Origin of the sequence: Mangrovimonas sp. ST2L15, assembly GCF_001280515.1 — a bacterium.
GTDB classification, from domain to species: Bacteria; Bacteroidota; Bacteroidia; order Flavobacteriales; family Flavobacteriaceae; genus Mangrovimonas; species Mangrovimonas futianensis.
Window position 1 is genome coordinate 1,480,819 of record NZ_LBIQ01000030.1, and the last position, 13,438, is coordinate 1,494,256.

Sequence of the window (13,438 nt, forward strand, 5' to 3'; positions counted from 1 at the left end):
TAAGTTATTAGTTGTTTTTTCTATTCCCGTAAAAGTAAAGTGAGTGGTTTTTTATTTCAATATCAAACACTTCTTCAATGGTTTTTTTAATGCTTTGAATCCTTGGATCACAAAACTCGATAACCTCTCCAGTATCAGTAAGGATGACGTGGTCGTGTTGTTTATCAAAATAAGATTTTTCGTAGTGGGCTTGGTTTTGGCCAAATTGATGCTTTCTTACCAATCCACATTCTAGAAGTAACTCAATGGTGTTATAAAGTGTTGCCCTACTAACACGATACTTTTTGTTTTTCATGTTAAGGTAGAGGGATTCTATATCAAAATGTTCTTCACTATCATAAATCTCTTGAAGGATGGCATATCTTTCAGGTGTTTTACGGTGCCCTTTTTCTTCTAAATAGGCCGTGAAGACATTTTTTACAATTTCTTGATTTTTACTATCTGTTTTTACACTCATAATTCCAACTGCAAATTTACACTAATTTTTAAACTCTAGACACTTTCTCGATACCATTAATTTTTTTCAAATGATCCATAAGTTTATTGAGCATGTTATTGTTCTTGACTACCACATTTATTTTTCCGTGAAATACACCGTCGTCACTTTCAAAACTGATGCTCTTCATATTAACATGCATGTTTGAGGATATTACCTGAGTAATATTGTTGACGAGCCCCAAATTGTCAATTCCTGAAAGTTTGATTTGAGTGGTAAACTCCTGTTGGGATGAATCTACCCACTTAGCAGACATGATTCGGTATGCATAATTTGATTGCAAACTCAATGCATTTGGACAATTTTTCTTATGCACCTTTAAACCATCATTAATGGTTAAGAAGCCAAAAACAGGGTCTCCTGGTATCGGATTGCAGCAACTGGCCAATTTGTACTCCAGTCTTTGTTCATCTTTACCAAACACAAGCAAATCGTAATTGGTTGTAATTTCATCCCTTTCTAATTCTTCCTTGGGAATAGAGTGGGTTTTACGTCCAATTTTTCCTTTGATATAACTCATCAAGGCATTACTTCTTGAAGAAGCATATTCCTTGATCATTTTGCTGTCTATCGTTCCTATTCCTACCCGATAAAATAAATCTAAACTGGTGCTCAATTTAAAGTAATTGACCATTTCATTAATAGACCTCTCATTGAGTTCTATTTTGAGCTGTTTTAATTTCCTTCGTAGTATTTCCTTGCCATCCTCGGCAATTCGCTTTTTATCGGCTTTAAGAACAGATTTTATTTTACTTCTGGCTCTGGCTGTTGTGGCGTAATCCAACCAATTGGTACTGGGTTTGACTGACTCTGAAGTTAATATTTCTACACGGTCACCACTTTTTAATTCGTAACTCAAAGGAACCAACTTGCTATTCACTTTGGCACCTCGGGTTTTCATTCCTACCTCAGTATGTATGCTGAAAGCAAAATCAAGTGGAGTTGCACCCTTTGGCAGAGATTTTAATTCACCCTTAGGTGTGAACACGAATATTTCTTTGGAGTATAAGTTTAGCTTAAACTGTTCAACAAAATCCACGGCACTGCCTTCCGGATTTTCTAAGGCATCCTGTAGTTTTGAAATCCAGCCGTCCAAAGAATCATCATTATCATCTCCTTCTTTGTATTTGTAATGAGCGGCATAACCTTTTTCAGCTATTTCATTCATTCGCTCACTTCTTATTTGAACTTCTACCCAACGGCTTTTTGGACCAATAACTGTAATATGAAGTGCCTCATAACCTGTTGATTTTGGTGAGGAAATCCAATCTCGAAGTCGAATTGGGTTGGGTCTGAAGTGGTCTGTTACAATCGAATAAATCTTCCAGGCCAGAAATTTTTCATTCTGCCTATCACTTCTATAAATGATTCTAACGGCGAACTTGTCATAAACTTCGTCAAAGGAAACCCCTTGATTCAACATTTTTCTCCTTATCGAGAAGATTGATTTAGGACGTCCCTTAATCACATAGTTCAAACCTTCCTTATCCAGTGATCTTTTCAAGACATCACTGAATTCAGCAATGTACTCATCCTGCTCTTCCTTACTTTCTTTCATTTTGGTAAGGATATCATTATAAGTTTCAGGTTCGGTATATTTCAAACCTAGGTCTTCTAGCTCTGTCTTGATGTTATAAAGACCAATTCTATGCGCCAAAGGGGCATAGATGTAAAGCGTTTCAGAAGCTATTTTTTCCTGTTTGTCAGACCTCATGGAATCCATGGTTTGCATGTTGTGAAGTCTGTCAGCTATTTTAATTATTATTACTCTCACATCATCATTAAGAGTGAGAAGCATTTTTCTGAAATTCTCAGCTTGAAGCGAAATATCACCAGATTGCTTTAAGGAAGAAATTTTAGTTAGCCCATCAACAATTCTGGCCACTATGGGTCCGAACATGTTATGGATGTCTTCAACAGAATAATTTTCATTGTCTTCAACTACATCGTGAAGAAGAGCAGCTGCAATAGAGGTAGCATCAAGACCAATTTCTTGAGCCACGATTTTAGCAACCGCAATAGGATGAAATATATATGCCTCACCAGACTTTCTGCGTTGATCTTTATGGGCTTCTAAAGCAACTTCAAAAGCCTTTCTTATCAATTTTTTATCCGTGGAAGAAAGGGTTCTGTAACTTACCTTAAGTAATTCCCTGTAAGCCTTGGCAATGGCAGCATTTTCCTTCTCTATGTCTACATCAGTCATCATATATCTAAAATAGCAATAAGAAAATTAATGAACAATATTTTGGTCAGAATTTAAGATGAAGTCTGGGATTGAATAGATAAATGGTTAACTACTTTTTTAAATTCTTAATACGTTGCAACAAAGTAGGGTGTGAATAATGCACAAACACATAGCTTGAATGCGGTGTGAGATTACTCAAGCTGTTTTTGGATAACTTTTTTAGTGATGTAATAAGAGGTGCTGCTCGAAAAGTATTTTTGGCATACTCATCGGCTTGATATTCAAATTTTCTAGAGAACCAATTCATAATAAGTCCTGTGATTTCTGAAATAGGAGAGTAAAGCAATCCGAAGGCTACAAGGGCAATATGAAAACTGTGTTTTTCAACGCCTAATGCTTCAGAAAGTACGGGATTGGAAATAAAAAGGGATAGAATATAAAAGGTGAATCCGGTTAATATAATGGACGTTATTAAGTTGAAAATAATATGCTTCTTTTTGTAGTGACCCACCTCATGAGCCAAAACGGAAACAATTTCATCTTCATCCAAATCGTTGATTAAAGTGTCATAAAGCGTGACACGCTTTTCACTGCCAAAACCCGAAAAATAGGCATTGGCTTTAGTGCTCCTTTTCGAACCATCAATGACAAAAATTTTGTTTAGCTGAAACCCAACGGATTCTGCGTATTCTGAGATTTTATTTCTTAAAGATCCTTCTTCCAAAGGTGTCTGTTTGTTGAAAAGTGGTACTATTAATCTGGAGTAAAACATATTCATAAAAACAGTGAATACGGTTACTATTCCCCAAGCGTAAAGCCAAAAATAATTTCCTGTCGATTTATAAAACCAAATGATAAGAGCTAAGATGCCTCCACCCAAAACAGCGGACATAAGCCATCCTTTTATTTTATCTAAAAAGAAGGTTTTTTTGGTGGTTTTGTTAAATCCAAAGGCTTCTTCAATTACAAAAGTTTTATAATATGAAAAGGGTATAGTGATAATACTGCTTGCCAGCATGATGATTCCGAAGAAAATCAAGGCTACCAAAATATCATTATCAGTTAAGGTTCTGGCTAAATTATCTACAATTTCAAATCCATCCAAAAGGATAAAACCAACTGTTAAAATCAACGAAAAAGTTGAGGAAAATAGTCCAAATTTGTAATTGGTAGCCTTATAATGTTGTGATTTCTTATACTCTTCTGGATCATAAACATCTTTTAACTCATCAGGAAGATGGTCATTAAAATGTTTGGCATTAAGTCCATCTAGAATTTTATCGATGATAAAATCAATGATAATAATAGCTAAAATGATGTATAAAAGGGAGGAGGCAGTCATTGGGTTATAAAAAATTGCGTTGTCTTTTGGCTTCAAAAATAAGAATTCCTGCTGCAACCGATACGTTCATGGAATCAATTTCTCCTTGCATCGGAATTACAATGTTTTGGGAGCTGTTATTTAACCATAAATCACTAAGGCCGGTCGCTTCGGTACCAACTACAATAGCCGATGGCTTGGTGAAATTTTGTGTCTGATAGGGGATGGAGGCCTGTAAAGCGGCACAAAAAATAGCGACTTGATTTGACTTAAGAAAGTCAATGATTTCTTGTGTGGACCCCATAGCTATGGGCTTAGTAAAAACACATCCCACACTTGAACGAATGATGTTGGGGTTGTATAAATCTGTTTTTGGGTTGGCAATAATTACGGCATCTAAGTTGGCTGCATCTGCGGTTCTTAATAAAGCACCAATATTTCCAGGTTTTTCAGGAGCTTCAGCAACCAAAATTAAGGGGGCTTCATTTTTAAATTTCAAATCACTTAAATGATGTGATTTTGATTTGGCAACAGCAATCACACCTTCAGTGGTGTCACGGTGAGCCAGTTTTTGAAAGACTTCCAGTGAAATTTCTATAATGGAAGTACCTTCCTTTTCATATTCTAAAGCATCAGATTCTGAAAAAAACTCTCCATAGAAAAGCAACATGTCCAATTGATAACCGCCTTTAATGGCTAGCGCCAATTCTCGTTGTCCCTCAATTAAAAATAGCCCCGATTTTTTACGATCGCGGGATTTGTCCTTAAGTTGAACCAGTTGTTTAATTAAAGGGTTTTGCGGACTAGAAATGTGTTTCATCAGAGTGCTTTATTTTCAAAATAATTTACCACCAAAGCTACAACATAACTATAGCTTTTCATACCATCTTGTTGATTGTTGACCTTCAAAAAATGGTTGTAACTGCTTTGGAACAATGGTTCCAAAGGATTTTGGTATTCCATCCAAAAATTTTGAACCTCTTGATAGTTTTTCAAAATACCAATGTGGATTTTTTCTTTCAAAGTTTCATAGGCTTCAGGGTCTCTTCTATAAACCTCTAACAAGCAGTGTTTTAAAGCAAAAGTGTAACCACAATAATTAAAATAAACATTTGGATGGTTAATAGCCGCTAAACTACCAATAAAGTTAGCCTCATTTTCTGCAGCATACCCCAGTTGATGAGCTACCTCATGAGAAGATACAACAGGAAATCTATAAATAGGAATGTACCCATCCACATGGGCTTCATTGGTTAGCGGATTTAAATAGCCACTAAATCCCATGTAGGTAAGCGGCAAGCTAAATAACGATTTTTTGATACTTTTAGGTTTATAGTCTAAATCTGGAAATTCTTCCCTTAGACGATGGTAGCCATCAGGAACCATTTTAAAAACTTCCATTTCTTTGAATGGCACCAATACTTTTACAGAATCATTTTTGGTAAGTTGAAGTTGTAAAGTGTTGGATTTTTCAATTAGCTTTTCAGTAACAGCCATAAGTTGTTCTGTGGAATAATCAGCTTCCAAATTCAATTTTTGATGAAGAGGAAGTCGATAATAGTTCATTCCCCATAGCAGGTGAAATGCAAAATAGATCACAGAAAAAGCCGAAAAAACATCCAGAAACCAACCTTTGGTGTCTTGCGTAATTCTTTTGGCATTGAGTATGAGCCATCTTAAAATATAAATGATGGCAATGGCATAGAAAAGGTCTCCAAAAGAAAACGGTAACCATCCTAAGGTGAATCTGAAAATTTTTGAAACTATGGGATAAAATCCCAAACTATAATGGGTTTCCACGGTTTCAGGATAAACGGAAATCCACTTAATAAAAAGGATTTGTGGAATAATGGCAAGTGCTAGGAATAATTTTGGGCTTTTCCTCATAAACCCAAAAATAGGGAATTGTTTGTTATACTTTTATGCTTATCCATACCTTTGTGAAACATTTAATACACAACTATGAATTCAGATATAAAATCTTTAGAACCGCAAGAATTGTGGCAAAACTTTGCAAAGCTTAATGCTGTACCTCGAGCCTCTAAAAAAGAAGAAAAGGTCATTGCTTTTATGAAAGCATTTGGTGAAAAGCTGGGACTTGAGACCTTTGAGGATGAGGTTGGTAATGTCATTATAAAAAAGCCGGCAACTTCTGGCATGGAAGACAGAAAAACCATCGTTATGCAATCGCATTTAGATATGGTCCACCAAAAAAATAATGATACCCAATTTAATTTTGATAATCAAGGTATTGAAATGTTTGTTGATGGCGATTGGGTAAGGGCAAAAGGAACTACATTAGGAGCTGATAATGGATTAGGAGTAGCAACAATCATGGCTATTTTGGAAAGCAAAGATATACCTCACCCAGCGATAGAAGCGCTTTTTACTATAGATGAAGAAACGGGTATGACTGGTGCGATGGGTCTAAAAGGGGGCTTTCTTCATGGTGAGATTTTATTGAATTTGGATACCGAAGAAGATGATGAGATTGGTGTGGGATGTGCAGGAGGAGTTGATGTTACGGCTACTAGAACTTATCAAGTTGAAGATACTACTCAAGATCAGATTGGGTTTGAAATTAATGTGAAAGGTCTTCAAGGCGGGCACTCGGGAATGGACATCCATAAAGGGCTAGGAAATGCCAATAAGATTATGAATCGCTTGTTGTTTGATGGATTTGAGAATTTCGGATTACGAATTTCTGAAATTGAAGGAGGGAGTCTGAGAAATGCGATTCCTAGAGAAAGCAAAGCTTTAGTTGTTATTGATAGCATTCATGAGGACGCTTTTATAATGGAAATGACCCAATTGTCACAAACTATAAAAACGGAATTAAGAACCATGGAGCCCCAGTTGGATATTTTGGTATCTAAAACCGAAATACCTAAATTGGTTATGGACTTGGGTGTTCAGGAAGGTTTCACAAAAGCTGTGTATGCTGCATGTAACGGCGTATATAGAATGAGTGCTGATATTCCAGGATTGGTTGAAACCTCAAATAATATTGCTAAAGTTTTAGTTAAAGGCGGCGAATTAAAAATTGAATGTTTAACTCGTTCATCAGTGGAGAGTTCCAAATGGGATTTGGCCAATTCCCTTAGGTCATCATTTGAAATGACCGGGTGTGATGTTGCTTTTTCAGGAGATTATCCAGGTTGGACTCCTAATATGGATTCTCCAATTCTAAAGGTTTTAGAATCCCTATATATTGAAATGACCGGAGAAAAGCCACATGTGGCAGCTTGTCATGCTGGCTTGGAATGTGGTATACTTGGACAAAATTATCCTGAGATGGATATGATCAGTTTTGGCCCCAATATTAGGGGAGCTCACTCTCCCGATGAAAGAGCTCAAATATCCTCAACTCAGAAATTCTGGGAGTTTGTAAAAGAAATTTTAAAGAATATTCCAAAGAAGTAGGTTGTAGCAAATAAAAAAGGAGCTTGATTTCAAGCTCCTTTTTTTATTTAACGGTATTTCGTTTATTCATCAATCGCCGTTAATTTGATATCAAAAATTAAATTGGAGTTGGGCGGTATTGGACCATATTGTCTATCTCCATAACCTAAATAAGATGGGATAAATGCTTTTACTTCCTCTCCAATTTTCATTTGCAACATACTTTCCCTAAAACCAGCTACTAGTGAAGCTGTTTCATTATAAGGCATCGAAAAGGGTTTGTAGGCCCCCTTATTGTCCGCTACTTCTTGATACATATTATTTTCTTGAGCCACCTCTTTCCAAGTTGTCCAAAACAGTTTTCCATTTTCAAAATATCCCGCACAATCAATTAAAACGCGTTGACTAGGATCAGGCTTGATACCATCGGTTTCTTTGGTAAAGATCATGACTAAACCGGTAGGTGATTTTATCACTCGGGAATCTTCGGTTGCAAATTTTTCAAGAAATTTCTCAGCTGAAACAGCAGCATCCTCCTTTAATTTCTGTTTCTTTTCTTCCTCAATTTGTTGTTGTCTTTCCTCAACTTTTGGAAGTTCTTCAGTATATACCTTAGCCGCATCAAAAGCTTCGGCTTCACTACCTTTTCTGATGATGTTTAGTTGAGAGATTATTACATCCTCAACTGGTTTGTTTGATCCTGGGGTTACTTTAACATTAGAGATGGAATCCAATACTTCTAGACCTATCACCAATTCTCCAAAGACAGCGTGTTTGTTGTCTAGGTGACCCGTTGGAACCTCGGTAATAAAAAATTGACTTCCGTTTGTATTTGGACCTGAGTTAGCCATAGATAAAATACCTGGTTTGTCATGCTTAAGATCAGGATAGAATTCATCAATGAATTTATATCCAGGGTCTCCCATTCCTGTTGCTGTTGGATCACCTCCTTGAATCATAAATTTGTCTATGACTCTATGAAAAGTAGTACCATTGTAATATTTTTTGTTTTTCAATGAATCTGTAACATTTGGATGCGTTCCTTCTGCAAGAGCAACAAAGTTGGCAACGGTTACAGGTACTTCTTTGTAAAATAATTTGGCAACCATAGTCCCTTTATTCGTTACGAACTCAGCATATAGTCCGTCTCTTAAATCGGGATATTTCTGACTGCAAGATGTGAAACTTGCCAATAGGGCTAGCATTAAAATTCTAAATGAATGATTTAAAAATTTCATAAATATAAATTGTAAATAAGTATAATTTTATGGTGTGTTATTATCAATAATGGAGTGTATGGTTACTTCACAAACCAAGGGAACATTCATCCCGATACGGTTCTCGTCACCATAGTACCCATATGCTTTTTGTGAAGGAAACAAGAATGTCACTGTTTCTCCAGATTTCATTAATTTGAGACCTTCTCTCAATCCTGAAAACAGTTCTTGCTTATCCATAATGTAGTTTTGGGTTTTCAAATCCTTCTTTGAGTAAATAAGGTCGCCATTGATCGTTTTGATGTTATAATCAAATTTAACCAAGTCCCCAAAATTTGGTTTTATTAAAGAGTCTTCGATTTTAGTGTTGTAAAAATACCAAAAACCATTCTGGGAAGAGAAATAGTTGATTTCAGGATTGTCTTGCATCATTTTTTCAAACACGGCCGTTTCTCTAGCATTCAATTCGATATTTCTAGCAACTGATTTATCGATAAATGAACCGCTTTTGGCAGATACTGGTCTTCTGGCTTCTGGAGATTTGCATCCCAACAGCAACAGGCTAAATATAAAACAAGTGATGAGACTACGCATTGTTCAGGGCTTTTAAATAGTTTGGTAATATACTAATAAATTTTTCAACTGTAGCCTCTAAGCTCAATTCGCTTCTTCCACCGGCAGCATTGATGTGTCCTCCACCATTGAAATGTTCCCTTGCAAAGGCGTTTACAGAAAACGTACCTTTTGATCTCAAGGATATTTTAATTATGTCATTGCCTTTATCTTCTATAAATATGGCTGCAAAGGCAATGTTTTCTATAGATAAAGCATAGTTGACAAAACCTTCGGTATCTCCTTTTTTGTAATTATATTGATTTAATTCTTCTTGGGAAAGTGTTATAAAAGCGGTTCTAAACTCTGGTTTGACCTTTAGGTTGTTCAAAGCTCTTCCTAACAGTTGCAAACGGTCAAAGCTGTTGGTGTCAAAAACGTTGTTGTAGATTTCAGAATGATTGGCTCCTTGTTCTATCAAATAAGCCACCACGCGATGGGTTTCACTGGTGGTGGAAGGAAATCTAAACGAACCGGTATCAGTCATCATCCCTGTATAGAGACAAGTAGCAATATTTTCGTCTATTAATGATTGGTCTCCCATCCAAGTTATAAAATTGTAGACCATCTCACAGGTGGAACTCATTTGCACATCAGAATACATGTAAGTAGCGTAATCTGCAGGTTCTTGGTGGTGGTCAATCATGATTTTAATTGCTGAGCTTTCAATAAGAATTTGCTCCATGTCACCAATACGGTTTAAGGCATTAAAATCCAAGGTGAATATGATATCAGCTTCCTTTATAAGTTGGTCAGAATGATCTTTTTCCAGCTCATACTTTAAAGAAAGATCATCAGCTGGCATCCACTTTAAGAATTCTGGGTAATCGTTAGGGGCAATAACTGTTACTTCTTGTCCATGTTGTTTTAAATAGTGATATAGTCCTAAACAAGATCCCATGGCATCTCCATCAGGATTCTTGTGGGGTACAACAACTATTTTTTTTGGAGAGCTGATCAGGCTTCTTATTGCAATTATATCGTCTTCAGTCATAGGGGACGAATATACAATTTTTTAAAATGGTGCATTCTTGTTTTTTTAGATAAATCCATTACTTTTGCAGCGAATTTAAAACAAGAAAATGGCAACAAATAGAACATTTACAATGCTTAAGCCAGATGCTGTTGAAAAAGGGCATGTTGGTGCAATTTTGGAAAAAATCAACGCTTCTGGGTTTAGAATTGTAGCAATGAAGTTAACCCAAATGACAAAAAATGATGCTGAAACTTTTTATGCAATCCATAAGGAGCGTCCATTTTTTGGAGAGTTGGTTGAGTATATGACAAGAGGTCCAATAGTTGCAGCAATCTTAGAAAAAGATAATGCTGTTGAAGACTTTAGAACATTGATTGGTGCTACAAATCCTGCTGAAGCAGCAGAAGGAACTATCAGAAAATTGTATGCAGCTTCCATTGGTGAAAATGCTGTACACGGAAGTGATAGTGATGATAATGCTTTAATTGAAAGTACCTTCCATTTTTCTGGTAGAGAAATGTTTTAACTTGAGGTAATACCAAGAATAAAATGAAAGCTCGAAATAATTTTATTTCGAGCTTTTTTTTAAATAATAACCTATCTTGCCGACCCAAAAAGAAGATACATGAAAAAGACAATTAGTTTTTTTATGCTCCTTGGAGTGTTCATTCAATTTACTATAGCTCAAGATAAGAGTTTCTCTTTAGCAGATTTTAAAGTACAAACAGGAGCCGAAGTTTCTGTAAACAGGCAAACCGGGACTCCAGAGTTTATACGTTTTTCCAACAATCATTTTCTACAACTTTCTGGTAGTACTTTGATTCAAAAGGTTAATGCTTTTTTTCAGTTTTATCCCATTTTTAAACATGCTGATTTCACCCATGACTTTGATGTTCAACAAGTGAAAGAGGATGGGAATGGATTCAAAACAGTTATCTTGTTACAAAAGCATATTGGGGTGCCTATTTTTGATGGTATCCTAAAATTTCACTTTAATAATGAAAATGAACTAACAGCTATTAACGGGAACTATCTAGAGCAAATAAAAATAAGTTCGGAACAAGAATTAAGTGTTAATCAAGCTAATGCCATTGCTATTAATGAGGTGCAGAGTCAAGGTTTGAATGGTTCGGGAATTGACCTAGAAGCATTTCAAAGTGATTTGATGTATTTTCAAAAGGGATTGGTTCAAAATAATATTGAAGGTGTTTTCCTTGTGTATAAGGTGGAAGTAACCAACAAACAGGATGTGCGTGAATTTGTTTTCGTTGATGCACAAACTGGACAAATTGTTGAGCAATTTACAGGAATGGCACATGCTCTTAATAGAGAATTATATGAGGCCAATACATTTAATTTGATTTGGGAAGAAGGAGATCCATTTCCTGGCACTTTAGATATCTGGCAACAAAATGAAGTGGAAGCGACTGGACATATTTACCATTTAATGAACAATGCGTTTGGTTTTGATTCATTTGACAATGCAGGAGCCACAATGATTACTATTAATAACAATCCGAATATCAATTGCCCAAATGCTAATTGGAATGGATTCACTACCAATTATTGTGATGGTACAGCTTCTGATGATGCTATTGCACATGAATGGGGACATGCCTATACCCAATATACGAGTGGGTTGATTTATGCTTATCAATCAGGAGCTATTAATGAGTCGTTTTCTGACGTCTGGGGAGAAACCGTTGATCTTATTAATGAATATGAAGATGAAGATGAAGATTTGTCTCTCCGTACTATTTGTGGAAGTTCAGATCGTTGGATTATAGGTGAGGATGCATCTTCTTTAGGTGGTGGTAACGGTATAAGAGATATGTGGTTGCCTACGTGCTATGGAAATGCGGGAAAAGTGACTGATATTCAATATTATTGTGGGTCAGGGGATTCAGGTGGTGTCCATTTAAATTCAGGCGTTCCTAATCATGCCTATGCCCTTTTGGTTGATGGCGGTAGTTATAATGGGTATGCTTTTTCTGGTTTGGGTTTAACTAAGTCGGCTCATATTTTTTGGAGAGCTCAAAGTGAATATTTAACTGCAACAAGTGATTTCTATAACCTTGCTGATGCCTTGGAAGCTGCTTGTACTGATTTGATAGGCGTGAATTTAGAAGGTTTATCAACTACAAGCACACCTGCTGGTCTTTCGGGCGAAATACTATCAGAAGAAGATTTATCGACACTTCAAGAGGTTTTATTAGCCGTTGAATTGCGTTTGGATACCAACTGTGGATATGAAACGCTTTTGGCTGAAACGGAGGATCCTTGTGAGGCTGCTGGGTCCAATCCAATATTCTTTGAAGACTGGGAAAATGGATTGGGAGATTGGACTGCGACTGAATTGCCAGAAAATCCTTCTACTTGGGAATCAAGAAATTGGATTATAGAAAGCAATCTTCCTGATGGAAGAGATGGGCAAGGAATATTTGCTTCAGATCCTGTTAATGGCGATTGTAACACAGATTTGCAGAACGGAATCTTAAGATTGGAAAGCCCGGTGATCACCATTCCAGATTATCCTACCGGTGCATTTGAAATGATGTTTGCCCATAATATGGCTACGGAGTTTGAATGGGATGGTGGTAATATAAAATATAGCTTGAATGGAGGAGAGTGGACTTTATTACCCTTAGAAGCCTTTACGGCGAATGGTTACAATGATGAAATAAATGGCATTTTTGCCGGTAATGATAACCCGATGGCCGGACAGGTCGCTTTTACTGGAACGGATGAAGGTTCGGCATCAGGAAGTTGGGGTAGGAGTTATGTGGATTTATCCAGTATCGGAGTTTTACCTAATGATACGCTTCAATTGAGATGGGAATTGGGAACTGATGGATGTAATGGTAGAGTCGGTTGGTATTTGGACGAAATAGCTATTTACAATTGTGAGTATCTTTTATCTATAAATGACAATCAATTATCAAGTCTTTCGGTTTACCCTAATCCGTCAAACGGCAGTTTTTACTTAACGAATCCACAAGGTCAATTGTTAGAAAAGGCAGATATTTTTGATATTAATGGACGTTTGATTCAAACGGTTAAACTTGGAGCGGAACCAAAACACGAGATTCGTTTTGAGGGTATTGCTTCGGGAATATATTTTATGAATATTCAATCCAATTCTGCCAATGAAGTAATCAAACTAATTGTAGAGTAGAATTAGAGAATTACCACTTAAAAAAAAAGCTTGTATTAAATACAAGCTTTT

At 36.3% G+C, this 13,438-nt stretch carries 11 protein-coding genes; 3 read left to right on the plus strand and 8 right to left on the minus strand.

The window, feature by feature from the left end:
* Positions 1–7: 7 nt before the first annotated feature.
* From ZA07_RS10445 to ZA07_RS10465, 5 genes are all read right to left on the minus strand, one after another.
* Positions 8–457: a Fur family transcriptional regulator gene (locus tag ZA07_RS10445; protein ID WP_053971627.1), complete on the minus strand. Its 450-nt coding sequence runs from the start codon at positions 455–457 to the stop codon at positions 8–10.
* 28 nt (positions 458–485) lie between these two features.
* On the minus strand, positions 486–2,702 hold the full coding sequence (locus ZA07_RS10450) for a bifunctional (p)ppGpp synthetase/guanosine-3',5'-bis(diphosphate) 3'-pyrophosphohydrolase (RefSeq protein WP_053972120.1): 2,217 nt from the start codon (positions 2,700–2,702) through the stop codon (positions 486–488).
* A gap of 91 nt (positions 2,703–2,793) precedes the next feature.
* Positions 2,794–4,026, minus strand: a complete 1,233-nt coding sequence (locus ZA07_RS10455; protein WP_053971628.1) for a M48 family metallopeptidase — start codon at positions 4,024–4,026, stop codon at positions 2,794–2,796.
* Positions 4,027–4,030: 4 nt separating this feature from the next.
* Positions 4,031–4,825, minus strand: a complete 795-nt coding sequence (locus ZA07_RS10460; RefSeq protein WP_053971629.1) for an RNA methyltransferase — start codon at positions 4,823–4,825, stop codon at positions 4,031–4,033.
* Complete coding sequence (locus ZA07_RS10465) at positions 4,825–5,892, minus strand: DUF3810 domain-containing protein (RefSeq protein WP_053971630.1); 1,068 nt, start codon at positions 5,890–5,892, stop codon at positions 4,825–4,827. The genes ZA07_RS10460 and ZA07_RS10465 overlap by 1 nt, the downstream gene beginning before the upstream one ends.
* A 75-nt stretch (positions 5,893–5,967) precedes the next feature.
* On the opposite strand from ZA07_RS10465, the gene ZA07_RS10470 reads away from it, so the two are divergent.
* Positions 5,968–7,428 carry an aminoacyl-histidine dipeptidase gene (locus ZA07_RS10470; RefSeq protein WP_053971631.1) on the plus strand — a complete coding sequence of 487 codons (1,461 nt, stop codon included), beginning with the start codon at positions 5,968–5,970 and terminating at the stop codon, positions 7,426–7,428.
* A gap of 62 nt (positions 7,429–7,490) precedes the next feature.
* On the opposite strand, the gene ZA07_RS10475 is transcribed toward ZA07_RS10470, so the two are convergent.
* From ZA07_RS10475 to ZA07_RS10485, 3 genes are read right to left on the minus strand one after another with little or no spacing between them, the layout of a single operon-like run.
* Complete coding sequence (locus ZA07_RS10475; RefSeq protein WP_053971632.1) at positions 7,491–8,645, minus strand: peptidylprolyl isomerase; 1,155 nt, start codon at positions 8,643–8,645, stop codon at positions 7,491–7,493.
* 27 nt (positions 8,646–8,672) lie between these two features.
* The gene (gene gldI, locus ZA07_RS10480; protein WP_053971633.1) at positions 8,673–9,218 is read right to left on the minus strand and encodes a gliding motility-associated peptidyl-prolyl isomerase GldI; all 546 of its coding nucleotides are present in this window, start codon (positions 9,216–9,218) and stop codon (positions 8,673–8,675) included.
* Positions 9,211–10,230 carry a bifunctional oligoribonuclease/PAP phosphatase NrnA gene (locus tag ZA07_RS10485; protein WP_053971634.1) on the minus strand — a complete coding sequence of 340 codons (1,020 nt, stop codon included), beginning with the start codon at positions 10,228–10,230 and terminating at the stop codon, positions 9,211–9,213. The genes gldI and ZA07_RS10485 overlap by 8 nt, the downstream gene beginning before the upstream one ends.
* A gap of 88 nt (positions 10,231–10,318) precedes the next feature.
* On the opposite strand from ZA07_RS10485, the gene ZA07_RS10490 reads away from it, so the two are divergent.
* Together ZA07_RS10490 and ZA07_RS10495 are read left to right on the plus strand one after the other, a co-directional pair.
* The gene (locus ZA07_RS10490; protein WP_053971635.1) at positions 10,319–10,738 is read left to right on the plus strand and encodes a nucleoside-diphosphate kinase; all 420 of its coding nucleotides are present in this window, start codon (positions 10,319–10,321) and stop codon (positions 10,736–10,738) included.
* 99 nt (positions 10,739–10,837) lie between these two features.
* The gene (locus tag ZA07_RS10495; RefSeq protein WP_053971636.1) at positions 10,838–13,387 is read left to right on the plus strand and encodes a M4 family metallopeptidase; all 2,550 of its coding nucleotides are present in this window, start codon (positions 10,838–10,840) and stop codon (positions 13,385–13,387) included.
* The last annotated feature ends 51 nt before the right edge of the window (positions 13,388–13,438 follow it).

Excerpts from the sequence above, each read along its gene's own strand:
- ZA07_RS10445 (WP_053971627.1), bottom strand. The coding sequence starts at position 457 with ATGAGTGTAAAAACAGATAGTAAAAATCAAGAAATTGTAAAAAATGTC.
- ZA07_RS10450 (WP_053972120.1), bottom strand. The coding sequence starts at position 2,702 with ATGACTGATGTAGACATAGAGAAGGAAAATGCTGCCATTGCCAAGGCT.
- ZA07_RS10455 (WP_053971628.1), bottom strand. The coding sequence starts at position 4,026 with ATGACTGCCTCCTCCCTTTTATACATCATTTTAGCTATTATTATCATT.
- ZA07_RS10460 (WP_053971629.1), bottom strand. The coding sequence starts at position 4,825 with ATGAAACACATTTCTAGTCCGCAAAACCCTTTAATTAAACAACTGGTT.
- ZA07_RS10465 (WP_053971630.1), bottom strand. The coding sequence starts at position 5,892 with ATGAGGAAAAGCCCAAAATTATTCCTAGCACTTGCCATTATTCCACAA.
- ZA07_RS10470 (WP_053971631.1), top strand. The coding sequence starts at position 5,968 with ATGAATTCAGATATAAAATCTTTAGAACCGCAAGAATTGTGGCAAAAC.
- ZA07_RS10475 (WP_053971632.1), bottom strand. The coding sequence starts at position 8,645 with ATGAAATTTTTAAATCATTCATTTAGAATTTTAATGCTAGCCCTATTG.
- gldI (WP_053971633.1), bottom strand. The coding sequence starts at position 9,218 with ATGCGTAGTCTCATCACTTGTTTTATATTTAGCCTGTTGCTGTTGGGA.
- ZA07_RS10485 (WP_053971634.1), bottom strand. The coding sequence starts at position 10,230 with ATGACTGAAGACGATATAATTGCAATAAGAAGCCTGATCAGCTCTCCA.
- ZA07_RS10490 (WP_053971635.1), top strand. The coding sequence starts at position 10,319 with ATGGCAACAAATAGAACATTTACAATGCTTAAGCCAGATGCTGTTGAA.
- ZA07_RS10495 (WP_053971636.1), top strand. The coding sequence starts at position 10,838 with ATGAAAAAGACAATTAGTTTTTTTATGCTCCTTGGAGTGTTCATTCAA.